Source organism: Cellulosimicrobium sp. SL-1 (genome assembly GCF_011033075.1).
Classification (GTDB): Bacteria; Actinomycetota; Actinomycetes; order Actinomycetales; family Cellulomonadaceae; genus Cellulosimicrobium; species Cellulosimicrobium funkei.
This window is the reverse complement of the sequence record NZ_JAACJC010000002.1, coordinates 271,755-295,081: the sequence shown is the minus strand read 5'-3', so window position 1 is coordinate 295,081 and position 23,327 is coordinate 271,755. Positions and strand designations below refer to the sequence as shown.

General features: G+C 75.4%; 22 protein-coding genes and 1 riboswitch. Of the genes, 14 read left to right on the top strand and 8 right to left on the bottom strand.

Annotated features, from left to right (window positions below; genetic code table 11):
* Window positions 1-14: 14 nt before the first annotated feature.
* The 13 genes from GWJ10_RS03960 to GWJ10_RS03900 all read left to right on the top strand — a co-directional run bounded on the left by GWJ10_RS03960 (window position 15) and on the right by GWJ10_RS03900 (window position 15,146).
* The gene (locus GWJ10_RS03960; protein WP_163185359.1) at window positions 15-911 is read left to right on the top strand and encodes a sugar isomerase; all 897 of its coding nucleotides are present in this window, start codon (window positions 15-17) and stop codon (window positions 909-911) included.
* Window positions 908-1,981 (top strand): ROK family protein, encoded by a 1,074-nt coding sequence (locus GWJ10_RS03955; RefSeq protein WP_241005655.1) that lies wholly within the window; start codon window positions 908-910, stop codon window positions 1,979-1,981. The genes GWJ10_RS03960 and GWJ10_RS03955 overlap by 4 nt, the downstream gene beginning before the upstream one ends.
* Window positions 1,978-3,000, top strand: coding sequence for a PfkB family carbohydrate kinase (locus GWJ10_RS03950; protein ID WP_076404196.1), 1,023 nt, complete (start codon window positions 1,978-1,980; stop codon window positions 2,998-3,000). Before GWJ10_RS03955 ends, GWJ10_RS03950 begins: the two co-directional genes overlap by 4 nt.
* On the top strand, window positions 3,001-3,837 hold the full coding sequence (locus GWJ10_RS03945) for a class II fructose-bisphosphate aldolase (RefSeq protein WP_076404197.1): 837 nt from the start codon (window positions 3,001-3,003) through the stop codon (window positions 3,835-3,837).
* A 336-nt stretch (window positions 3,838-4,173) separates the two neighbouring features.
* Window positions 4,174-8,328: an NPCBM/NEW2 domain-containing protein gene (locus GWJ10_RS03940; protein WP_163185357.1), complete on the top strand. Its 4,155-nt coding sequence runs from the start codon at window positions 4,174-4,176 to the stop codon at window positions 8,326-8,328.
* 179 nt (window positions 8,329-8,507) lie between these two features.
* Window positions 8,508-9,959 carry a basic amino acid/polyamine antiporter gene (locus GWJ10_RS03935; protein ID WP_163185354.1) on the top strand — a complete coding sequence of 484 codons (1,452 nt, stop codon included), beginning with the start codon at window positions 8,508-8,510 and terminating at the stop codon, window positions 9,957-9,959.
* Window positions 9,960-10,002: 43 nt separating this feature from the next.
* Entirely contained in the window at window positions 10,003-11,274 is a 1,272-nt protein-coding gene (locus GWJ10_RS03930) for an arginine deiminase (RefSeq protein WP_061268131.1), read from the top strand.
* Window positions 11,275-11,355: 81 nt separating this feature from the next.
* A complete protein-coding gene (locus tag GWJ10_RS03925) occupies window positions 11,356-12,735 on the top strand; it encodes a hypothetical protein (protein ID WP_163185351.1) in 1,380 nt (459 codons plus the stop codon).
* Between the two features lie 24 nt (window positions 12,736-12,759).
* Window positions 12,760-12,834: riboswitch (Fluoride riboswitch) on the top strand.
* A gap of 41 nt (window positions 12,835-12,875) precedes the next feature.
* Window positions 12,876-13,436 carry a universal stress protein gene (locus GWJ10_RS03920; protein WP_163185348.1) on the top strand — a complete coding sequence of 187 codons (561 nt, stop codon included), beginning with the start codon at window positions 12,876-12,878 and terminating at the stop codon, window positions 13,434-13,436.
* Entirely contained in the window at window positions 13,424-13,870 is a 447-nt protein-coding gene (locus GWJ10_RS03915; protein ID WP_241005654.1) for a CrcB family protein, read from the top strand. Before GWJ10_RS03920 ends, GWJ10_RS03915 begins: the two co-directional genes overlap by 13 nt.
* Window positions 13,867-14,244, top strand: coding sequence for a CrcB family protein (locus tag GWJ10_RS03910; RefSeq protein ID WP_163185345.1), 378 nt, complete (start codon window positions 13,867-13,869; stop codon window positions 14,242-14,244). Before GWJ10_RS03915 ends, GWJ10_RS03910 begins: the two co-directional genes overlap by 4 nt.
* A gap of 99 nt (window positions 14,245-14,343) precedes the next feature.
* A complete protein-coding gene (locus GWJ10_RS03905; RefSeq protein WP_163185342.1) occupies window positions 14,344-14,829 on the top strand; it encodes an SRPBCC domain-containing protein in 486 nt (161 codons plus the stop codon).
* Window positions 14,826-15,146 (top strand): metalloregulator ArsR/SmtB family transcription factor, encoded by a 321-nt coding sequence (locus GWJ10_RS03900; protein WP_034652607.1) that lies wholly within the window; start codon window positions 14,826-14,828, stop codon window positions 15,144-15,146. Before GWJ10_RS03905 ends, GWJ10_RS03900 begins: the two co-directional genes overlap by 4 nt.
* Window positions 15,147-15,156: 10 nt before the next feature.
* Here the strand turns inward: GWJ10_RS03900 and GWJ10_RS03895 are convergent, their stop codons facing one another.
* The 7 genes from GWJ10_RS03895 to GWJ10_RS03865 all read right to left on the bottom strand — a co-directional run bounded on the left by GWJ10_RS03895 (window position 15,157) and on the right by GWJ10_RS03865 (window position 20,285).
* The gene (locus GWJ10_RS03895; protein ID WP_163185339.1) at window positions 15,157-15,762 is read right to left on the bottom strand and encodes a flavodoxin family protein; all 606 of its coding nucleotides are present in this window, start codon (window positions 15,760-15,762) and stop codon (window positions 15,157-15,159) included.
* Between the two features lie 114 nt (window positions 15,763-15,876).
* Window positions 15,877-16,290: a PRC-barrel domain containing protein gene (locus tag GWJ10_RS03890; RefSeq protein ID WP_163185336.1), complete on the bottom strand. Its 414-nt coding sequence runs from the start codon at window positions 16,288-16,290 to the stop codon at window positions 15,877-15,879.
* A complete protein-coding gene (locus GWJ10_RS19730) occupies window positions 16,287-16,508 on the bottom strand; it encodes a hypothetical protein (protein WP_241005653.1) in 222 nt (73 codons plus the stop codon). The genes GWJ10_RS03890 and GWJ10_RS19730 overlap by 4 nt, the downstream gene beginning before the upstream one ends.
* A gap of 238 nt (window positions 16,509-16,746) precedes the next feature.
* Window positions 16,747-17,976: a divalent metal cation transporter gene (locus GWJ10_RS03880; RefSeq protein ID WP_163185333.1), complete on the bottom strand. Its 1,230-nt coding sequence runs from the start codon at window positions 17,974-17,976 to the stop codon at window positions 16,747-16,749.
* On the bottom strand, window positions 17,973-18,479 hold the full coding sequence (locus GWJ10_RS03875) for a hypothetical protein (protein WP_163185330.1): 507 nt from the start codon (window positions 18,477-18,479) through the stop codon (window positions 17,973-17,975). Before GWJ10_RS03875 ends, GWJ10_RS03880 begins: the two co-directional genes overlap by 4 nt.
* Window positions 18,480-18,549: 70 nt before the next feature.
* Window positions 18,550-19,203: a response regulator transcription factor gene (locus GWJ10_RS03870; protein WP_061268141.1), complete on the bottom strand. Its 654-nt coding sequence runs from the start codon at window positions 19,201-19,203 to the stop codon at window positions 18,550-18,552.
* Entirely contained in the window at window positions 19,200-20,285 is a 1,086-nt protein-coding gene (locus GWJ10_RS03865; protein ID WP_163185327.1) for a histidine kinase, read from the bottom strand. Before GWJ10_RS03865 ends, GWJ10_RS03870 begins: the two co-directional genes overlap by 4 nt.
* A gap of 169 nt (window positions 20,286-20,454) precedes the next feature.
* On the opposite strand from GWJ10_RS03865, the gene GWJ10_RS03860 reads away from it, so the two are divergent.
* A complete protein-coding gene (locus tag GWJ10_RS03860; RefSeq protein WP_163185324.1) occupies window positions 20,455-22,506 on the top strand; it encodes a Cys-Gln thioester bond-forming surface protein in 2,052 nt (683 codons plus the stop codon).
* A 98-nt stretch (window positions 22,507-22,604) separates the two neighbouring features.
* Here GWJ10_RS03860 and GWJ10_RS03855 read toward each other — a convergent pair whose 3' ends face one another.
* Window positions 22,605-23,258: an ANTAR domain-containing protein gene (locus tag GWJ10_RS03855; protein WP_061268144.1), complete on the bottom strand. Its 654-nt coding sequence runs from the start codon at window positions 23,256-23,258 to the stop codon at window positions 22,605-22,607.
* Between the last annotated feature and the right edge of the window lie 69 nt (window positions 23,259-23,327).

Below are 23,327 nucleotides of genomic sequence, written 5' to 3'. Positions count from 1 at the left end.
GGTACGTACGCACCATGAGAACGACCCACGTGAGCGCAGAGATCGCGAGCCAGCCGGAGGTGTGGCGCCGGGCGGCCGAGCTCGCGGGCTCCAGCACCGACGTCCTCCCGCAGGCAGGTGAGCGCGTCGCGGTCGTGGGTTGCGGGACCTCGTGGTTCGTGGCGCAGGCGTACGCGGCCCGCCGTGAGGCGCTCGGCCTCGGCGAGACGGACGCGTTCGCGGGCAGCGAGTATCCGGTGGACCGCCGCTACGACCGCGTCGTGGCGATCACCCGCTCCGGCACGACGACGGAGATCCTCCAGCTCCTCGAGGCGGTCCGCGGTGAGCAGCGCACCCTCGCGATCGTCGGTGACCCGGGCTCCCCGGGGGCGAGCGCCGCGGACGACGCGGTCGTCATGGAGTTCGCCGACGAGCGCTCCGTCGTGCAGACCCGGTTCGCGACCGCCGCGCTGAGCCTGCTCCGCGCGTCCCTCGGGGACGACGTCGAGAAGCTCGCGCTCGCGGCCGAGGAGGCCGTGACGTGGGAGGTGCCGACCGAGCACCTGGAGCGCTCGCAGTTCACGTTCCTCGGCCGCGGCTTCTCCGTGGGCCTCGCGAACGAGGCAGCGCTGAAGATGCGCGAGGCGTCCCTGGCGTGGGCCGAGTCGTACCCGGCCATGGACTACCGCCACGGACCGATCAGCATCTCCGACCCGACGAGCGTCGTGTACCTCCTCGGCGAGGAGGTCCCGGGGCTCGTCGACGACGTCGAGCGCACCGGCGCCCTCGCCGTCCGGTTCGACGAGGACCCGCAGGTCACGCTCGTGCGCCTCCAGCGGCTCGCCGTGGCCAACGCCGAGCGCAAGGGCCTCGACCCGGACGCCCCGCGCAACCTCACGCGCTCGATCATCCTCGACGCCCCGGCGCCGTGAGCGAGCGGACCACCCTGCCCGTCCCGCCCGCCGACGCGACCGTCGGCGGGCGGGACGGCGAGACGGACGGCCCGGTCGTCGTCGCGCTGGACGTCGGCGGCACCGACATCAAGGCGGCGCTCCTCGACGCGGGCGGGGTGCTCCTCGAGCGCGTGACGCCGACGCGCGCCGCCGAGGGCCCGAGGACGTCGTTCGCGGCCGTGCTCGCGGCCGTCGCGGACGTGCGCGACCAGGTCCCGGCGGGGCGCCGGGTCGCCGCGGTCGGGCTCGCGGTGCCGGGGACGGTCGACGAGGAGACCGGCGTCGTGCGGAGCGCCGAGAACCTCGACTGGGTCGACCTGCCCGTGCGGGCGCTCGTGGAGGACGCGACCGGGCTGCCGGTCGGGTTCGGCCACGACGTGCGGGCGGGCGGTCTCGCGGAGTGGCGCCTGGGAGCCGCCCGCGGGGCGCACGACCACGCCTTCCTCGCGGTCGGGACCGGGATCGCCGCCGCCGTGGTGCTGCGCGGGGAGCCGTACGTCGCGCACGGCTGGGCCGGCGAGGTCGGCCACGGCGGCGCACGCGAGGGCGAGCCGTGCCCGTGCGGCGGCCGGGGCTGCGCGGAGACGTTCGCCTCCGCGGCGGGCATGGCCCGCACGTACCGCCGCCGAACGGGGGCGCCGGCCACCGCGGTGCCCGGCGCGCGCGAGGTCCTCGCGCGCGCCCAGGCCGGGGACGCGGTCGCGCGCGACGTCTGGGAGCGCGGCGTCGACCGGCTGGGCGAGCTCGTCGCGGAGATGACCCGGCTGCTCGCGCTGCCCACGGTCGTCGTGGGCGGCGGGCTGGTCCGCGCGGGCGACGCGCTGCTGCGCCCGCTCGACGCCGCCGTGCGCTCGTACCTGACGATCCACCCCGCGCCGCGCCTGGTGCCGGCCCAGCTCGGCTCCGCGGCGGGCGTCCACGGCGCCGCGCTGCTCGGCTGGGACGCTGCGCGGGCGGCGGGCGTCGACGCCCCGCGGCAGCACGCGGTGCCGGTCCCGACGGGCACCGGGCCGCGCGGGCTCGTCACGGCGGACGGGGTCGTGCCGTGACGGCGGGCCCGCGGACCGGTCTCGTCCCGGTCCGCGTCGTCGCCCTCACGCCGAACCCCGCCTGGGACGTCACCTACGGGGTCGACCGGCTCCTGCCCGGGGCGTCGCTGCGCGTGCGGAGCGTCGTCGCGCGCGCGGGCGGCAAGGGCGTCAACGTCGCGCGCGTCGCTCGCACGCTCGGCGCGCCCAGCGTCGCGGTGTGCCCGCTCGGCGGGCCCCTCGCCGGTCCGTTCGCCGCGGACCTCGACGCGGACGGCCAGCCGTCCGCCGTCGTGCCCGTCGCCGGCGCCGTGCGTCAGTCCGTCGCCGTCGTCCCGGCCGAGGCAGGGGGCGAGGACGGCGGGCACCCGACGGTCCTCAACGAGCCGGGCGCCGCGCTCGACGACGCCGAGTGGGCCGCGCTCGTCACCGCGTGCGTCGCGCAGGTCCGCGCGCCCGACGTCGCCCCCGGGTCGCCCGACCGCGGGCAGGGCGCCGTGGTGGCCACCGTGTCGGGCTCGCTGCCGCCGGGCACCACGCGCGAGCGCGTCGGCAGGCTCGTGGCCGCGCTGCGCGAGGCCGGCGCACGCGTCCACGTCGACGTGTCCGGCCCCGGCCTGCTCTGGGCCGCAGACGCCGGCGCCGACCTGCTCAAGCCGAACCGCTCGGAGCTCGTCGAGGGCACCGGGGTCGACGACCCGTCGCTCGCGGTCGCGGAGCTCTTGCGCCGGGGCGCGGGAGCGGTCGTCGTGACCGACGGCGAGCGCGGGCTCACCGCGTACGAGCCCGGGCCTGACGCCGGGGCTCCCGTCGTCGTCGGCCGTGCTCGCCTGGGGACGCCCGTCGCGGGCAACCCGACGGGGGCCGGCGACGCGGCGATGGCAGCGCTCGCCGTCGACCCCGACCAGCCCTGGGCGCGCCGGCTCGCGCTCGCCGCCGCGACCTCCGCGGCGGCCGTCCTCCAGCCTGTCGCGGGCGCCGTCGACCGCGCCGACGTCGACCGCCTGCTCGCCCACGTCCTCACCGAACCGGAGTCCTGAATGCCCCTCGTCACCACCGACCGTCTGCTCGATCCGGCGCGCGCCGCCCACCGCGGCGTCGGCGCCTTCAACGTCATCCAGATCGAGCACGCCGAGGCGTTCGTCGCGGCCGCCACGCGCGTCGGCTGCGGCGTCGTGCTCCAGATCAGCCAGAACGCCGCCCGCTGGCACGGCGCGCTGGAGCCGCTCGCGGCCGCGACCCTCGCGGTCGCACGCGCGGCCGAGGTGCCGGTGGCCGTGCACCTCGACCACGCGGAGGACCGCGACCTCGTCACCGAGGCCCTCGACCTCGGCTTCACCTCCGTCATGTACGACGGCTCCGCGCTCGACTACGACGACAACGTCGCCGCGACCGCCGCGGTCGTCGCCCAGGCGCGCGCCGTCGGGGCGTTCGTCGAGGCCGAGCTCGGGAAGGTGGGCGGCAAGGACGGCGTGCACGCCCCGGGCGTGCGCACCGACCCCGCCGAGGCCGTCGCGTTCGTCGAGGCCACGGAGGTGGACGCCCTCGCCGTCGCCGTCGGGTCGTCGCACGCGATGACGGACCGCACCGCGTCGCTCGACCTGGCCCGTGTCGCCGAGCTGCGCGCCGCCGTCCCCGTGCCCCTCGTGCTGCACGGCTCCTCCGGCGTGCCCGACGCCGAGCTCACGCGCGCCGTCGAGGCCGGGATGACGAAGATCAACGTCTCCACGCACCTCAACAGCACCCTCACCACGGCGCTGCGCACGTTCCTCGACGAGAACCCTGCCGTCGTGGACCCGCGCAAGTACCTCGGGGCCGGCCGCGACGCGATGCGCGACGAGGTGGTCCGGCTCCTGGGGGTCCTCCGCGCCGCCTGACCCGGGGCCGGCGACCGCCGCCACCGGGCTCGCGTCCCGCCCCACCCTTCCTGCCCTTCCGACCGAGCGGGCGGTCCGGTGCGTCGCGCTCTGGCGGCCGCACCCGGACCGCCCGCTCGGCGCGCCCGGACGCCCGCCGGTCGGCACCGACGGCGGACGGGTCCGCAGCACGGACGACTTCGTCCAGCCCTCTTGTGCTCGCGCCGCGAGTGGGTGATGCTTGCTGCGTGATTCAACGATGAATCGCGCAGAATCATGCAGAGTCTGCCGGATCACTGACCACCGTTCGCCCGTGCGCCGCACCTCTGCGACGGGCGACCCGGGCAAGGGAGCTCCATGAAGCCAGCACGTCAGCGACACGCCGCGAGCCGCGCTCGCGGGACGCACGCACGAGCCACGGCGGCCGGGCTGGCCGCCGCCGCGCTCCTCCTCACCGGTCTGCTCGCGCCCCCCGCGGGTGCCGCGCCCGCGGAGAGCACGCGGACCGACCCGGCATCCGGCCCCGCTGCGACGGCCGCCGCCGACGGTCCGACGCCCGTCACGCCGAAGCCCGTCACGCCGGAGGTCCCGGTCGCGGCGGACGGCACGCCGATCGGGGGGATCACCGCCGTCGAGCAGGACGGGAACGTCGTCACGCTGCGCGCCGCGGACGGCGCCGCGCGCGTGACGTTCCTCGACGCCACGACGCTGCGGGTCGAGGCGGACCCGAGCGGGTCGTTCACCGACCCGGCCAACACGCCGCAGGGGGACCCCGCCCGCACCGCGAACATCGTCGTCGGGGCGGACGAGTTCCCCGGCGCGACGCCGGTCGTCGAGAAGGGCGACACGATCACGCTCGCGACCGACGCCGTGACCCTCACGGTGGACCGCGCGACGAGCCGCATGACGCTCACGCGGGCGGACGGCTCGGTCGTGTGGGAGGAGTCGGCGCCGATCACCTTCGGAGCGAACAGCGCGACCCAGCACCTGACCCCGCGCGAGGGCGAGCAGTTCCTCGGCGGCGGCATGCAGAACGGCCGCTCGGTCCACACGGGCGCGACGATCAACGTCGCGCGCTCGTACGACTGGGACGACGACGGCTACCCCAACGCCGTGCCGTACTACATGACGAGCGCGGGCTACGGCGTGCTGCGCAACACGTTCGCGCGCGGCACGTACGCGTTCACCCAGGACGCCACGACGACGCACGAGGAGCGCCGCTTCGACGCCTACTACTTCGTCGGGGACTACAAGCAGTCGCTCGACGGCTACACGCAGCTCACCGGTCGGCCGCACATGCCGCCGGTCTACGCTCTCGAGTACGGCGACGCCGACTGCTACAACCGGTCGTCCGAGAGCTACAAGTCGCGCAACCCCGGCTCGTGGAACGTCCCGGGCAAGCTGCGCACGCCGGACGCGCTCGAGGTCGCGCGCGACTTCGTCGAGCACGACATGCCGGGCGGCTGGATGCTCGTCAACGACGGCTACGGCTGCGAGTACGTCGAGCTCCCCGAGACGGTCGCCCAGATCGAGGCCGAGACCGGGATCAAGACCGGCCTGTGGACCGAGCGCTCGCTGACCAACCAGGCCTTCGAGGTCGGCGAGGCGGGCATCCGCCTGCGCAAGCTCGACGTCGCGTGGGTCGGGTCGGGCTACCGGCTCGCCCTCACCGGTTGCGAGGCCGCTCACGACGGCATCGAGGCGAACTCGGACGCGCGCGGCACGGCCCTCATGGTCGAGGGCTGGGCCGGGTCGCAGCGCTGCGGCATGCAGTGGACGGGCGACCACGCGGGCAACCTCGACGCGGTCCGCTGGCAGGTCCCCGCGCTCCTCAGCTCGGGGAACTCGGGCCAGGCCTTCACGACGGGCGACGTCGACGGCATCTTCGGCGGCTCGACCGAGTCCTACGTCCGCGACCTGCAGTGGAAGGCGTTCGCGCCCGCGCTGTACTCGATGAGCGGCTGGGCGTCGGTCGACAAGCGTCCGTGGCTCTACGGCGAGGAGGCCACGGAGATCAACCGGAAGTACCTCCGGCTGCGTCAGCAGCTCATGCCGTACATCTACACCCTCGCCGCCGAGTCGCACGCGTCGGGCACGCCGATGATGCGCTCGCTCGCGCTCGAGCACCCCGACGACCCGTACTCCTACGGGGCCGAGGCGAACGCCGAGTTCCTCCTCGGTGAGGACTTCCTCGTCGCACCGGTCTTCACCGACTCGGACGTGCGCGACGGGATCTACCTCCCGGAGGGGCAGTGGCTCGACTACTGGACCGGTGCCCTGTACGACGGCGGCCGCGTGGTCGACGGGTACGCCGCCCCGCTCGACACCCTCCCGCTGTTCGTGCGGGCCGGGGCCGTCGTCCCGCAGGCCGAGGTCGCACGCAACGCCTCGCTCGTCGCGGAGGACTCGCCGATCACGCTCGACGTCTACCCGCAGGGCGAGAGCAGCTTCGAGCTCTACGAGGACGACGAGGTCACGCGCGCCTACGCCGACGGTGCGTCCTCGCGCCAGGTCTTCTCCGTCGCCGCGCCCGAGCAGGACGGCGGCGACGTCGCCGTGACGATCGGGGAGCGCGCGGGCGACTACGCCGGCAAGGCCGACGCACGCCCGTACGCCCTCGACGTCCACACGGGCTCGGCGCCCGACGCGGTGGGTGTCGACGGCACGCCGCTCGACGAGGTCGCGGACGCCGCCGCGTTCGAGGCGGCCGAGACCGGCTGGTTCTATGACGCCGAGGACCGGGGCGGGGTCGTCCGGGTGAAGATCGCCGCCGTCGGGTCCGACGCGACGGCGACGATCACGCTCACCGGGACGAGCGCCGTCGGTGGCGAGGACTCGGACGCGCAGCGCGCGCACGTGTCCGTCGCGGCGGGTGACCAGGTGTTCCAGGGCGAGGAGACGACGGCACGCGTCACGTTCCACAACACGGGCACGCGGGCGAAGGACGACGTCGAGATCACGCCCACGGTCCCCGAGGGCTGGACGGTCGTGCACGGCGAGGGCACGACGGCCGCGTCCGTCGAGCCGGGCGGCTCGCTCACGGCGACGTTCGTCGTGTCCCCGGGTGCGGGGTCGGCCGCGGGCGGACAGAGCGTCGGCGGCACGGCGACGTACCGCGACGCGTCCGGCGGCGAGCGCTCGGTCACGGGCACGAGCCAGGTCGACGTCGCGTACGGCAGCCTCGCGGCGGCTCTCAACCACGTCTCGATCACGTCGGTCGCGACCAAGGACGCCGGTAACTTCGACGGCGGCGGCGCGTCGTTCTCCGAGGACGCGCTCGCGGCTGCCGGGGCGACGTGGGGCGAGCCCGTCACGGTCCGCCGCGGCGAGGACACCTTCGAGATGCGGTGGCCGGACGCCGCGCCCGGCGTGCCGAACTCGCTCGCGCCGAGCGGGCAGACCGTCGCGATCGGCGGGAGCGGCACCCACCTCGCGTTCCTCGGGTCGGCGGCGAGCGCCGCAGGCGTCGACCAGCGCGTCGTGATCACGTACGCCGACGGCACGACGTCGGAGCAGTCGGTGTACTTCCCGAACTGGATCATCCAGCCCTCGGGCCCGCTCAAGGACTCCGTCGTCGCCGTCGGGAGCAAGGGCCGCAACAACAAGGCCAACCCCGACGGGTACGAGTACCCGAACGGGACGTACTCGGTCTACGCGAACGCGGTGCCGCTCAACCCCACCAAGGAGCTGCGTTCGGTGACGTTCCCCGCCGGGACCACGGCGAAGCTCTTCGACGTGCGCCCCGTGGACCTCGCCCTGCCCGAGGCGCCGTCGGGCGACGTGTGGGCGTCCGACCTCGAGTGGACGGCGGCGACGAACGGGTGGGGCGTCATCGGGATCGACGTCGCGAACAAGGACTCCGCGTCCTCGCCCGACGTGCCCCTCGTCATCAACACCACGCCCGCGCTGAAGAAGACGTACGCGAAGGGCCTGGGCGTCCACGCCGCGTCGAAGGTCACCTACTACCTCGGCGGCCGGTGCACCCGGTTCACCGCGGACACGGGCCTCGAGGACGGTTTCACCGGGTCGGTGGTCTTCAAGGTCGACGTGGACGACGTGAACCGCTACCAGGGCTCGACCTTCCAGGCCGGCTTCCCCACGGAGCACATCGACCTCGACGTCACGGGCGCGCAGTACGTCGACCTGGTCGTCGAGGCGCCCGGGTCGATCAACGGCGCGCACGGCGTGTGGGGCGACGCCCGGTTCGCGTGCGCCGACGACGCCCCGCAGGTCGCGTTCTCGGCCGAGGCGCAGCCGCGTTCCCTGGCCGGGAAGGTCTACCTCGCCGTCCGCGTCATGAACGACGAGGACGTCCCGGTCGACGTCACGGTGACGACGCCGTACGGCGAGCGGACGTTCGCCGACGTGGCACCCGGCCGGAGCGCGTACCAGTCGTTCGCGACCCGTCGGGCCGCGATCGAGGCGGGCGAGGTGACCGTCGCGGCGACGATGACGGTCGACGGCGAGGACGTCACGTCGTCCCGGACCGTCGCCTACGACGCGGCCGGGTAGCCGGCCGCGCTCCCCGGACGCCGACGCGGGGCGGGTCGTCGCCGACGGCCCGCGCCGCCGGCGTGCGCCGACCGCCCGGCGCGCGGCCCGACCCCGACGCTGCCATCATCGACCGGGTCAGCACGGCGCCGCCGACCCGCGCGGCGCGGGCCGGCGCGCGAGCGCGAGGGGCGTGGGGCATGACCGCTGAGGGCACGGCGCAGGGCATGACGTCCGGCACTACGAAGGTCACCGTGCTCACCCTCACGGCGATGGTCGTGGGCTCCATGGTCGGGGCTGGCGTCTTCTCGCTCCCGCGCCGCTTCGCGCAGGAGACCGGGGTCGCGGGCGCGCTCGTGGCGTGGGTCGTCGCGGGCGCGGGCATGTTCACGCTCGCGCTCGTCTTCCAGCGGCTCGCGGTGCGCAAGCCCGGGCTCGACGCCGGGGTCTACGCGTACGCGAAGGCGGGCTTCGGGGAGTTCACGGGCTTCTACGCCGCCGCCGGGTACTGGGCGAGCGCGTGCGTGGGCAACGTGACGTACTGGGTGCTCATCATGTCGACGCTCGGGGCGTGGATCCCCGCACTGGGCGCGGGGGACACGGTGCTCGCGCTCGTGCTCTCGTCGGTCGGGCTGTGGCTCTTCTTCGCGCTCGTGCGGCAGGGGATCCGGGAGGCGACGGCGATCAACCGGATCGTCACGATCGCCAAGCTCGTGCCCATCCTCGTCTTCGTCCTGCTCGCCGTGCTCGCGTTCGACCCCGCGGTCTTCGCGGAGAACCTCCACGGCGCCTCGTACACCGGGTCGCTGTTCGACCAGGTGCGCGACACCATGCTCGTCACCGTGTTCGTCTTCCTCGGGGTCGAGGGCGCGAGCGTCTACTCGCGGCACGCGCGCCGTCGCGAGGACGTGGGGCGGGCGACGATCCTCGGGTTCACGAGCGTGCTCGCGATCTTCGCGTCGGTGACGATCGTGTCCTACGGGATCCTGCCGATGGCTGAGATCGCGGAGCTGCGCCAGCCGTCGATGGCGGGCGTGCTGGAGGCCGCGGTCGGGCCGTGGGGGAGCGTCTTCGTGGGCGTCGGGCTGATCGTCTCGGTTCTCGGCGCCTACCTCGCGTGGACCCTCATGGCGGCGGAGGTCCTGTTCGTCGCGGCCAAGGACCGCGACATGCCGCGGTTCCTCACCCGCACGCGCCGGGAGGACGTCCCGGTGAACGCGCTGCTGCTCAGCACGGCGCTCTCGCAGGTGGTCCTCGTCGTCACGTACTTCTCCGACGACGCGTTCGACTTCGCGCTCGACCTCACCGCGTCGATGACCCTCATCCCGTTCCTGCTGGCCGCGCTCTACGCGCTGCGGCTGCGGCTCACGCGCGAGACGTACGGCGGCGCCCCCGCCCGCACCCTGACGGGCGACCTCGTCGTGGCGGTCCTCGCGTCGGCGTACACCGCGTTCCTGCTCTTCGCGGCCGGGCTCGACCTCGCGCTGCTCGCGTTCGTCTTCTACGCGCCCGTCACCGTCCTCTTCGTCATGACGCGCCGCGAGCAGGGGCGGCGGGCGTTCGGGCCCGCGGAGCTCGCGCTGCTCGGCGTCGTCGTGGCGCTCGCGGTGCTCGCCGTCGTCGGCCTCGCGGCGGGGTGGGTGTCGCTGTGAGACCACCGGACCGTACCGACCGCACCACCGAGAGGGAGCACCCATGAGCGTCGCGTCCGCCGTCCCGTCCACCGTCCCGCCCGCGCAGCACGGCGTCCACTCGGAGGTGGGGCGCCTGCGCAAGGTCCTCGTCTGCGCACCGGGGCTGGCGCACGAGCGGCTGACCCCGACGAACTCCGACGACCTCCTCTTCGACGACGTCATGTGGGTGGAGGCCGCTCAGCGCGACCACCTCGACTTCGTCAACAAGCTGACGAACCGGGGCGTCGAGGTCGTCGAGCTGCACGACCTCCTCGCGCAGACGCTCGCGATCCCCGAGGCGCGGGCGTGGGTGCTCGACCGCAAGGTCGTGCCGAACCAGGTGGGCCTGGGGCTCGTCGAGGGCACGCGGGCCTACCTCGACTCGCTGAGCGAGCGCGAGCTCGCGCGGTTCCTCGTGGGCGGCCTGGCGACGACCGACCTGCCCGACGACTACCGCACCGGCTACGTGGACCTCGCGCGCGAGTCGACGGGCGGGTTCGAGTACCTGCTCCCGCCGCTGCCGAACACCCTGTACACGCGCGACACCACGTGCTGGGTCTACGGCGGCCTGACGCTCAACCCGCTGTACTGGCCGGCGCGCCAGGAGGAGACGCTCCTCATGAAGGCGGTCTACGCGTTCCACCCCGAGTACCGGGAGTCGACGGTGTGGTGGGGCGACCCGGAGCAGGACTGGGGCCAGGCCACGCTGGAGGGCGGCGACGTCATGCCGGTGGGCAACGGCGCGGTGCTCGTCGGGATGAGCGAGCGCACGTCGCGCCAGGCGATCTCGCAGCTCGCGAAGGCGCTGTTCGACGCGGGCGCGGCGGAGCAGGTCGTCGTCGCGGGCATGCCGCGGCTGCGCGCGGCGATGCACCTCGACACCGTGTTCACGTTCGCGGACCGCGACCTCGTCACGGTGCACCCGGCGATCGTCGACGGCATCCACACCTTCACGCTGCGGCCGTCGGACCGCGCGCCGGGCGTCGAGATCACCGACGAGGGCGACACGCCGTTCGTCGACGTGGTGGCGCGCGCGCTGGGTCTGCCCGCGCTGCGCGTCGTGGAGACGGCGGGCGACGCGTACGCGTCCGAGCGGCAGCAGTGGGACTCGGGGAACAACGCCGTCGCCATCGAGCCGGGCGTCGTCGTCACGTACGACCGCAACACCCTGACCAACGCGGCGCTGCGGCGCGCGGGCGTGGAGGTCGTGACGATCGTCGGGGCGGAGCTCGGGCGCGGCCGGGGCGGCGGGCACTGCATGACGTGCCCCGTCGCGCGCGACCCGCTCGACTGAGACGCCGCTCGGCGGACCACCGGCGCGGCGCGGCTCCCGGGATACCCTGCACGAGCCGCCCACGACGAGAGGACCCGCCCGATGTCCGACCCCACCGAGCCGTACGAGCCGGTCGACGACCAGACCGTCATGCGGCCGCCGCGGCGGTACGGGGACGACGGCGCCGCGACCCCGGGCGGGACGCCGCCCCCGCCGCCCCCGCCCGGACCGGGGCAGCCCCACGCCCAGGTCCCGTACGGCACGGACCCGTACGGGCAGCGCGGGGCGCCGCCCGCGCCCCAGGGGTACCGCGGCCCGGACCCGCACGCGACGCTCCCGCCGGCGGACACGGGCGCGACCTGGCCTCCCGCGGAGACCGGCGCGACGTGGCCGCCCGCCGCGACGTCGTCCGGCCACACCGCACCGCCGCCGCCCGGGGCGTACGCGGGCGCGCCCGGCGCGCCCTACGGCGCCCCGCCGCACGGCACCCACCCCACGGCTCCGTACGGCAGCCCGTCCGCGCCGTACGGGGCGCCGTCGGGCCCGGGCTACGGCGCGCCCGACGACGCGACGGTCGTCCCGACGGCGACCGCGCCGCCGTCGGACCCGTACGGCTTCTCCCCGTACGCGACGCCGCCGGGCCGCGGCCGTCGCCCGTGGCTCGTGCCGGTGCTCGCCGGCCTGGGCGCGTTCGGGCTCGTCGCGGGCGCGCTCGGCGTGTGGCTCGGGCTGCGCGACGACGCCGCGCCCGACCCCGGGCCGACCACGGCCGAGCAGGCGCCCGCGACGTCGGACGCGCCGACGGAGCCGGAGCCGGAGCCGGAGGAGACCGAGGACCCCGCGGACACCGACGTCACGGACGACGAGCCGTGGCTCGCGCAGGAGTACCGCGCGGGCGCGGAGATGGACCCGGAGAAGGGCCCCGAGCTCGCACCGATGTCGTGGGCGTACTTCTCCGACAACGACTACCTCGTCAACGGCGACCGCATCGCCCTCGTGGCGCGGCGGGACTTCGCGTGCGACGACGTCCCCGCGATCCCCGCGATCCAGGCCCTCGCGGGCTCGTGCCAGGCAGGGTTCGAGGCCCGCGTCGTGTCCGACGACGGCCCGACCGTCGCGCTCGACGTCGTCGTGCTGGACGTCGGCTCGAAGGAGGAGGCCGAGCGCGCCGCCGCGGCGTTCAACGACGCGCCGGAGGGCGACCCCCTGGCCGACACCACCGGCCCGGCCCACCCGACCCTCGCCGCGGCGGTCCCGCAGCCCGGGTTCCAGGGCTCGTACGCGATCCTCGACGACGGGGACGCGCCGTCGGTGATGCTGAGCACGGGCACCGTCGTGATCATGTACCGGCTCGGGATCGACGACGGCCTGGAGCGCGACCAGGTGCTCCCGGTCGCGCAGGCGGTCGGGTTCGTCGTCACCGACCACGAGCTGGCGAAGTCGTTCGACGAGAAGAAGTTCGCGAAGCCCAAGGCCGGCTGAGCGGACGGTCCCGGCGCTGGCTACGCTGGGAGCGGTGATGGATCCCGCCGGGGCGCAGCCGCCCGAACCGCCGCCAGGGCTGATGGTTCCTGACTCGTCGCACGTCGGCGGGCAGGGCGCTGCCCGCGGGAGGAGGCCGCATGAGAGCACGGCCGCACGCGGGGCCGGTGCCCCAGCCCGCGCTCGACCGGATGGTTCCGTTCGCGGGGCACGCCGTGGTGGTGGGCGTCGTCCCGGGCGGTGACCCGCTCGTCGTCCGCACGGCGGCGGCCTGGGCGGACGCCGCCGGGTCCCGCCTCGTCGCGGCGTACGCCGACGCGTCGCGCGCCGTGGTCGAGGAGCACCCGGACGGGTCCGTGACGCACGCGTCCCTCGACCCGGACTCCGCCGACGACGCCTGGCAGGGCACCGCCGAGCGCCTGCGCGTCGAGGTCGGCGCGGAGCTCGCGGGAGCACGCGTGCCGTGGGAGCTGCGCTACCTCGCGGGGCGGCCCGACCGCGCGCTGACCCACCTCGCGCGCGCCGTCGACGCGGCGGTGATCGTCGTCGGGTCGCGCGCGCCGGGCTCGCTCGCGCACGTGCGCGAGCTCGTCGAGGGGTCGGTCGCGGTGCACCTGGCCCACCACCAGCACCGCCCCGTGCTCACGGTCCCGCTCGCCGTCGTGGACTGGAAGGAGATCCGCACCCCGTGGGAGAGGTGACGCGCCGGACCCCGCTGCTCGCGCTCGCGGGCCTCGTCGCGGCCGGGGGAGCGGTCGGCACGACGGCGCGCGCGCTGCTCGAGCAGGCGTTCGCGCCCCGGCCGGGCGCGTGGCCCTGGACGACGTTCTGGATCAACCTCGTCGGCTCGTTCGTGCTCGGCGCGCTGCTCGAGACGCTGCTGCGCGCGGGCCCCGACTCGGGCCGGCGCCGGGCCGTCCGGCTCGGGTGCGGCACCGGCGTGCTCGGGGGCTTCACGACGTACTCGACGTTCGTCGTCGAGGTCGAGCGCCTCGCGAGCGGCGGGCACGCCGCCCTCGGCGCGGCCTACGCGCTGGGGAGCGTCGCGCTGGGGGTCGCGGCGGCGGTGGGCGGCGTCGCGCTCGCGGCCGCGGCCCGACGGCGGCGCGTCGCCCGGGGCGGTGGCGCCCGGTGACGGGGGTCCCCGACCTGCTGCTCGTCGCCGTCGCGGGCGGTCTCGGCGCGGCGTCCCGGTTCCTCCTCGACACGGTGGTCGCGCGGCACAACCGCTCGTCGACGCCGCTCGGCACGCTCGTGGTCAACGTGACGGCGTGCTTCCTGCTGGGGCTGCTCACGGGGTGGGGGGCGACGCACCCGGGCCGGGGGGACGTCGTGGCGGTGCTCGGCGTCGGGTTCCTCGGCGGGTACTCCACGTTCTCGACGGCGTCGGTCGAGGGGGCGCGGCTCCTGCTCGCGGGCCGCGGCGCGGTCGCGGTCGTGCACGCGCTGGGGATGCTGCTCGTGTGCCTCGCGGCCGCCGTGGCGGGGATCGCGCTCGGGGGTGGGTGAGGTGTCGCGGGCCAGGTGCAACCTGAAGGTTGCGCTCGACCGAGCGCTGTGCAACTGTGGAGTTGCACAGCGAGACCTTCCCCACGGAGAGGACGCACCATGACCACCACGAACGAGCCGGCCGTCGTCGACGCGGCGTCGTACACCGTCTCCCGGACCGTGACGATCGACGCCCCGGCCGCCCGCGTCTGGGCGGCGCTCACCCAGGAGGACCTCATCAGCCGCTGGTTCGGTCAGCGCACCTCTCTGCCCGACCTGCGCGTCGGCGGCGAGGGCGTGTTCAGCTGGCCCGACGTCCCCGACGTCCAGGTGCGGATCGAGGAGTACGACCCCACGACGACGTTCGCCTTCCGGTGGGGGACGCCGGTGGGGCAGCCCCTGGACGAGACCACGTCCACCGTCGCGCGCTTCACGCTCGAGCCGCAGGGCCCGACGACCGTCCTGCGCGTCGTCGAGACCGGGTTCGAGCGCACCGCCGACCCCGACGAGCTGCTCGAGAGCCACCGGCAGGGGTGGACGAGCGAGCTCGACGAGCTCGTCGAGCTCCTCGAGGGCGCTCTCGCGGCCGAGGGCGGGCACGCGTGAGCGCAGCGGCGACGGAGCTCGCCCCCGTGTTCTCCGCGCTCGCGGACGACACCCGGTGGCGGATCCTCCAGGAGCTCGGCAGCGCGGACCTCTCGGCGTCCGCGCTCGCCGAGCGGCTCCCCGTGAGCCGGCAGGCCATCGCGAAGCACCTCGCCGTGCTCGCGGAGGTCGGGCTCGTCGAGTCGGTGCGCGTCGGGCGCGAGGTCCGGCACCGGGCCGTCGGGACGCGGCTCGGCGAGACCGCGCGCGCTCTCGAGGCCATCGGCGCGGCGTGGGACCGCCGGCTCGCGGCGATCAAGCGGATCGCGGAGGCGTAGCGGTCGTCGGTCAGGAGCCGGGAGCGGGGACGGGGTGCGCCGCGAGCGCCGACGCGACGGCGTGCAGGTTGTGCGCCATGAGGCGCCCGGTCTCGCGCGCCCACTCGTGGCCGTGGCCGGTCTGGACGTAGTCCGGCCCGGGCCCCGGGCCCTGGTTCCAGTAGGTCCACGCCTGCCCCGGGATCGTGTAGCCGATGTCTGCGAGGGCCCCGCTCACCTCCGAGATGACGTGGTGCGCGCCGTCCTCGTTGCCCGTGACCACGACCCCCGCGACCCGGTTGTACGCGACCGGTATCCCGTCGGGCCCCTCCTCGGAGATCATCGCGTCCATGCGCTCGAGCAGGCGCTGCGCGAGCGACGACGGGCGCCCGAGCCACGTGGGCGTGAGGACCACGAGGATCTCCGACGCCAGCAGGCTCTCGTGCACGCGCGGCCACTCGTCGCCCTCCCCGACGTCGGTGACGACGCCGGGCGGTACGGCGAGGTCGACGAGGCGGACGTGCTCGACCTCGACCCCGCGGTCCTGGAGCGCCTCGGCGACCACGCGCCCGAGCGCCTCGGTGTTGGACGGCTCCGGAGAGCTCTTGAGCGTGCAGCTGACGAACAGCGCCTTCATGGGGTCCTCCCGTGGCGCCGGGCGGTCGTGCCGCCCGGGACGGCCGGCGGCGGCTGGCTCCACCGTCCCGTCCAGCGTCACGGGGCCGCGTGCCGCTCGCAACGCGCGGCGTCGTCAGGGGAGGGTGGCGTCCTCGCGCCGGTAGCCCTGCGCGAGCCGGACCTCGCCCTGCCCGACGGCCGCGACGTCGTCCCACGGCACGAGGAACGTGCCGCGGTGCCGGCGCCGCACGAGCTGCGGCAGCGGCCACGGCGCCGTGACGCCCGTGCGCTCGTACCCGAGGAGCGACGTCCCGGTCCGCGGGCTCACGAGGATCCCGACGACCCGCGCGCGCCCGACGCGGCTGCGCCGTCGTACCGTCTCGGCCAGCGCGCGGTCCTCGGGGTGCGCGTCGTCGGGGTCGGTCCCGCCCGCGGGCGGGCCGTCGTCGGGCAGCGTGTCGAGGGCGAGGCGCACGTCGACGAGGAACCCGAGGTCCTCCCCGCCGGGCCCGAGGACGCGCGCGTCGAGCAGGTCGCCGAGGATCACGACTCCTCCTCGGGGTCGTGCCGGCCGCCCGGGATGCGGCCGACCACGTGCTCGCGCAGCCAGTCCTCGGTCCAGTGCAGGTCGAGCGAGTCCGCGCGGACGGTGAGCTCGAGCGCCGTGCCCACGTGCCCGACGTCGGACCACGGCACGCGCTCCCAGCGCGACGCGGGCGGGCGGCCGCCGAGGAGGCGCGTCACGAGCACCGGCCCGGTGAGCACCGCGCCGACCTCCGCCGGCTCGCCGGGCACCGCGTCCCGCGGGCCGTCGTCCGGCGGTCGGTCGGGCGGTCGGTCGGGCGAGCCGTCGGCCGCGGCGTCGTCCGCGGCGGGGGAGGCGACGAGCTCCAGGTCGTCGACGGTGTGACCGGCTCGCCGTCGACGTCGAGCACCTGACGGCTCAGCAGGTGCAGGCGCGCGTCCACGACGCGCACCCCCGTCGGCGGGGTGGCGTCCCGGCTCATGACCCTGCTCCCGTCGCGATCATCCGGGGGATCGCCGCCACGGCCGCGACGACGACGATCACCAGGTAGACCATGCCGAGCGCGTTGGTCACGCGCCCGTTGACGTGCTCGCCCATGTACTCCGGGTCGTTGGCCACGAGGAGGATCGGCACGTACGTGAGGGGCAGCGCGACCGCGGAGAACACGACGGACATCTCGGTGACCGCCACCGGGTCGACGCTCGTCATGAGGATCGCCACGGCGAGCAGCAGCGCGACGACCATCGTCAGGTGGAAGCGCGCGGCGCGCGCCGGGCGGCGGAACTTCCCCCACGACCAGCCGAGGTACTGCGCGAGCGTGTACCCGCTCGACAGCGCCGTCTCGAGCGCGGCGCCGAACGTCGCCGCGACGATCCCGACGATCACCACGGCGAGCAGCAGCGTCCCCCCGGCCTCGGCGACGGGCAGCACGATCTGCGACAGCGACGACACCTCGATGCCCGCGGGCAGCAGCACGACGGCCGCGCACGCCGCGATCGCCACCGACAGCAGCCCGCCGAGCGGGAAGCCGACGAGCACGTTGACGCGGTTCTGCGCGAGGTCCTTCGCGGTCCAGCCCTCCTCGACGGCTCCGGAGGAGAAGAAGAACACCTCGTACGGCGTCATCGCGGCGCCGAAGAGCGCGACGGCGTAGTACCAGTAGGTCGCGACGTGCTCCGTCTCCGGGGGCGACGGCGGCACCGCCTGGCGCAGCAGCTCGCCCCAGTCCGGTCCCAGCAGGAACAGCGCGACCCCGAACCCCACGAGCAGCAGCCCGAGCAGGCCCGCGACGTTCTCCATCACCTGGAACTTCACGCGCCACAGCACGAGCCAGACGGCGAGCGCCGCGACCGGCATCCACAGGCGCGGCTCGACGCTGCTCGCGAGGTGCAGCGCGAGCGCGATGCCGCCGATCTCCGCGGTGAGCGTGAGGAGGTTGATCGCGAACGACGCCGCCAGGTTCGCGCCCGCCGCCCGTGGGCCGAGGCGCTCGCGGATGATCTCGAACGTCGCGCGCCCGCTCACCGCCGCGACGCGGCCCGACATCGACGCGAACAGGCAGATCCCGACGACGCCCACGACCACGACCCACACGAGCGACAGGCCGAACCGCGAGCCCACGACGGCGTTCGTGACGAGGTCGCCGATGTCGACGAACCCGCCGATCGCCGTGAGGATGCCGAGCGCGACACCGAGCAGCTGCTTCACGCGCCACCCGCCAGGGCGAGCACCGTGTCGAGGTCGTCGGCCGCGCGCGCGAGGTCGGCCTGGAGCTCGGACGCCGTGAGCGGCACCGCCCCGGCGGCCGACAGGTCGCCGCCCGCCTCCCGTGCGACCCACGCGCGCGCGGTGACGACCTCGGCCGTCGCGTCGGCGACGGCCGCGAGGCCCGCGTCGCGCTGCGCGGACGAGACGTCGTCCGGCGGTACCAGAGTGGTCAGGGCGGTCGTGGACTCCTCGAGCACCCGGACCTGGTCGAGCACCGCGGCGTCCGCGACGGGCGTCGTCACGCGGTCGGTGTCGAGCAGGCGCACGGTGAGCCGCGTCGTCTCGACCGCCGACCCGGCCTGCGCGACCGCGTCGGCGACGGCGGCGGTCGCCTGGCCCGGCTCCTGCCGGCTCGCCGTGCAGCCCGCCGTCGTGCCGAGCGCGAGCCCGAGCAGCAGCCCGAGCGCGGCCCCGGACCGGGTGATGCGCGCACGACGTCCCACGTCAGCGATGGTGCCGCTGCTCGCGGAGCCCGCACCCCGGCGGCCTCGGGGGTGACCGCAGCCCCGGACGTCACTCCGCGGCGAGGCCTGCCTCGTGGGCGAGGATCGCGGTCTGGGTGCGGTTCGTCGTGCCGAGCTTGGTCATCGCGTGCGCGAGGTACGCCTTGACCGTCGACTCCGCGAGGAAGAGGCGGCGCCCGATCTCGGCGTTGGACAGCCCGCCCGCGAGCGCGGCGACGACCTCCTGCTCCTGCGGCGCCAGGCGCGCGAGACGGCGTCGCGCGTCGGCGCGGCGCGCGGTCCCGTCGCCTCCTGCGGCCGCGAGCAGGTGCCGGGCGACCGCGGGGGACAGGATCGAGTCGCCGGCGACCGCGGCGCGGATGCCGTGGTGGAGCTCCTCCGGCGTCGAGTCCTTGAGCAGGTAGCCCGCGGCACCGGCTCGCAGCGCGGGGAGGACGTACTCGTCCGCGAGGAAGCTCGTCAGGACCACGACCGCGGTGCGTGGCCGCTCCCGGTGGATCGCGACGAGCGCGTCGAGCCCGTCCATGACGGGCATCTGCATGTCGAGGAGCAGGGCGTCCGGGTCGAGCTCGCGGGCGAGCTCGACGGCGCGGGCGCCGTCGGCCCCCTCGCCGACCACCTCGAGGTCCGGCGCGGTCTCCACGAGCCGCACGATCCCGGTGCGCAGGAGCGCTTCGTCGTCGACGACGACCACGCGGATCATGTCGTCCTCCTGGGGAGCGTGGCGCGGAGGCGGTAGCCGCCCGCGGGCGTGGGCCCGGCCTCCAGCGTGCCGCCCAGGAGGCCGACGCGCTCGCGCAGGCCCGCGAGCCCGTAGCCACCGGTCGTCAGCCCGGTCGGGGGACGGTCCGGAGGGTCGTTGTCCACGGCGACCGCGACGCCGTCGGGCACGGGGGTCACCGACACGACCGTGCGCGCGCCGGGCGCGTGCCGGACGGCGTTCGTCAGCCCTTCGCCGACGACGCGCACGACGGTCCGGTCGACGAGGTCGGGCGGCGACGACGGCCGCACCGCGACGTGCGCCTCGACGGGTTGGCCCGCCGAGCGGGCCTCGGCGACGAGGGTCTCGACCTCGTCGCCGTCCGGCGCCCGGGATGGGGCGATGGTGGCAGGACCGGCCGCGGTGAGCGCGCCGAGCACCTGCCGCATCTCCGCCAGGGCGGCGCGGCCGCTCGCCCCGATCTCGTCCGCGACCCGGCGGACCTCGTCGTCGTGCGTGGTGGTCGCGAGCACCTCGGCCTCGACGACGGCGTAGCTCACGCGGTGCGAGACGACGTCGTGCAGCTCGCGCGCGAGCCGGGCCCGCTCGGCGGTCCGGGCGGCCTCCTCGGAGGCTGTCGCCGCCCGACGGTCGGCCTCGGCGCGCGCGCGCTCCGCACGCCCGGCGAGGTAAGCGAAGAGGGCCATGACCGTCGCGACCCAGAGCGTCGTCGGCCCCGAGCCCTCCGCCGTCGTGCGCCAGACCGGCCAGGTCGCGACGACGACGCCGAGCACCGCGGCCCCGCTGGTGCGCGCGGAGCGGACCTCGGTCCCCACGGCGTAGAGAGCGGCGAGCGTCGCGACGGCGGGGGAGACGAAGGACAGCGCGACGCACGCGCCCAGGACGGCGATCGGGTGCCGCCGCCGGGCCAGGAGCACGCCGGACGCCACCAGCTGGGCGGCGGTCTCCGCCCCCCACGTCGCCCAGCCCAGGCCGGACGACGCCCGCAGCACGACGAGGAGCGCCCCGGCGGCCGCGCTCGAGACCGCGACGAGGACGTCGGCCCGCGTGACCTGGACCCCCACGCCGCTCAGGCTAGCCACCGGCCGCCGTCCCGGCCCGGCGGCGCGAGCGCGAGGAGTCGACTTTCGGCGGTAGCGGTCGCCTCCGTTCGGGCGTGCCGGAGGACCCCTCCCGGGGCGGAGCGTGGAGTCATCGGGAAACACCCGCCACGAGGACAAGAGGAGCTCCACCATGAAGGTTCTTCGCACCGCCACCACGACCGCCGTCTCCGCCGCGCTCCTGCTGGGCGCCCCGCTCGCCGCGTTCGCGGACGACGGCGAGGCGGCCGCGCCCGAGGCGACGGCTCCCGAGGCCCCCGAGGCGGCCCAGGCGACGGTTCCCGCCGCGAGCGAGGCGTCGGCACCCGCCGAGGCTCCCGCCGCCCAGGCGCCCGCACCGACCGACCCGGTCGTCGCCCCGGCACCCGAGGCGCCCGCGACCGCGGCACCCGCGCCGGAGGAGCCCGCCGTCGAGGCCTCTTCGGAGGGTGCCGAGCCCGCCACGGAGGCTGCGCCCTCGCAGGCCCCCGCGACGGACGACGCCGTGTCGCCCGCGCCCGCCGTCGAGGACGGCGCCGCGGAGGCATCGGAGGACGCCGTGTCGCTGGACGAGGCGGTTCCTGCCGAGGAGCTCGCGACGTCCGACCTGACGGCGACGTTCCAGGCAGCGCTGGGCGTCGGCCTGCTCGGCGCGACGCAGGCCGCGTACCCCGACGCGGAGTACCAGCCGCACTGGCACGACGGGTACTACCACGGCTACCCCTGCGACTACTGGTACTTCACCGAGCCCGCCGAAGGTGGGTCGGGCAAGGACTGGTCGGGGTGGAACGGGCAGCCGCAGCTCCACATCCTCCACCACACGCTGGTGGACGACGACGGCGCGCTGCACATGGTCTACGACCGCGACATCGCCGGGTACTGGTACCACGCGTGGTCCGGCGACGAGTCGGTCGCCCCGGACCCGGACGGCATCCACTGGCAGAACACGTCGGCCCAGCAGACGATCCTTGTCAACGGCTACAAGGGCGGCAACGACGCGGCCGCCCGGGCCGCGGACGCGCGGGCGCTGCTCGACAGCGCGGGCGTGACGACCGTCGGCACCCCCTGGGAGGAGTACCTGGGCTGGTACCAGCCGTCCATCGACCAGGGCTGGTACACGGTCGACGACGTGCGCGGGTGGTACGACGAGCAGCAGCAGCGGAGCCTCGACTACACCGCGTACGAGGCGACGCAGTTCGCCGTCTGGTACTTCTCGACCGGGCACGACGTCATGGGCCTGTTCTTCGACGTCGACGCGTCGAACCACGTGACGGTGAGCGACTTCGCGCAGCAGCAGTTCGCCTCCTCGGGCAACGGCTACTCCAGCGACCGCGGTGCGACCCTGCAGACGGCCGCGTGGCTCATCGAGAAGGCGCTCACGACCAACGTCGTCATGCCGCAGCCCGGCTTCGTCTCGAACGGGTTCGTGCGCAACACCGACGGGTCGACCGACTACGGGTTCACGGCCTCGCTGGCCGGGGGCTCCGGGAACGTGCACGTCGAGCTCCGCACGGCGGACGGCTCGGCGATGCCGGCCGGGGTCGTGCTCGTGGACGCGCAGGGTCGGGTCGTCGACAGCGTGACGCCGGGCCAGAAGGTGTTCGTCCGCGTCCCGGCCGGGACGAACGTCGCCGACCTGCCGCAGTTCCAGCTGTGGGGCTCGGCCCAGGGCACGCAGCAGGGCAGCCCGCACTTCTACACGGGCTGGGACCACAACAACCACGGCGAGGGCTCCGTCGACCCGGAGACCGGGCTCTGGACGCCGTCGACGTTCCAGCACTGGTTCATCGGGCTCGGTGAGCTCGACCGCCCGTCGACCGCGTGGGACTGGATCGGCGTGACGCTGGCCGACGAGCCGGAGGCACCGGTCGACCCCACCGACCCGGTGGACCCGACCGACCCGACGGACCCGACGGACCCGGTGCAGCCGGTCGACCCGACCGACCCGGTCCAGCCGGCCGATCCGACCGACGGTGTCTACGCGGGCTCGACGGGGACGGTCGTCGAGGTGGCCGACACGACCGACCCGACGAACCTCGGGCTGACGGGCACGCAGCCGGTCGCGGACGTCGAGCAGGCCGCCCAGCGGGACGCCCTCGCGACGACGGGGACGGACGCGAGCGTCCTCGCCGCCGGTGCGTTCATCGTCCTGGCGGGCACCGGCCTGGTCCTGGCCTCCCGCCGCCGGTCGCCCGACGCCCGCTGAGCCCGGCGACGACCCCGGTCGACCGGTCCTCGACAGGAAGCCCCGGCCCCGCACCGACACGGTGCGGGGCCGGGGCGTCGTCGTGCCCGGGCGTCGCCTCAGGCGGCCTGGACGCCCGCGAGCACGCGGTCGAGCGCCGGTCGCGGGTCGACCCCGGCCGGCAGGTCCTGCGCGACGGCGACGATCGACTCGGCGATGTCGCGCACCTTGACGTTGGCGAGGCTCGACGAGCGGCGGAGCGACGCGAACGCGGCGTCGGGGGTGACGCGGTAGGCGAGCGCGATGATGCCCTTGGCCTGCTCGATCGCGGCGCGGGACTGTGCCCACAGGCCGATCTGCTCGTTCGCCTGGGCCCGTGCGCCGACGCCGACGACGCTCGTCACGTCGAGCACGACGCCCCGGGCGACGGGTACGCCGGTCGGGTCGGTCCAGGCGACGTCGACGAGCACGATGACCGCGCACTCCCGGCCCCTCGCGTCCCGCATGACCTGCACCTGCACCGGCGCCTCGCCGGACACGGCGCGCGCGATGGCGGTGAGCGTCTGCGCACGGTCCTTGCCCGTGGCCCGGTGGTGCCACAGGAGCAGCTCCGTCGTGGGGACGACCTCACCGGGGGAGTAGCCGAAGAGCTCGAGGAGCGGGTCCGACCACCACCACCGGTCCTCCTCCGGGTAGTACCGGAACTCCCCGGCGGCGACGGCGCCGGGAGAGGGCACCCACGTCGAGAGGGCGGCGTCGGCCGAACCGTTCACTTCTGCTCCTTGCGGCCTCGAGGGCGGCGTCCGGGCCGCTGCATGACCCCGTCGCCCCGGCGCACATGC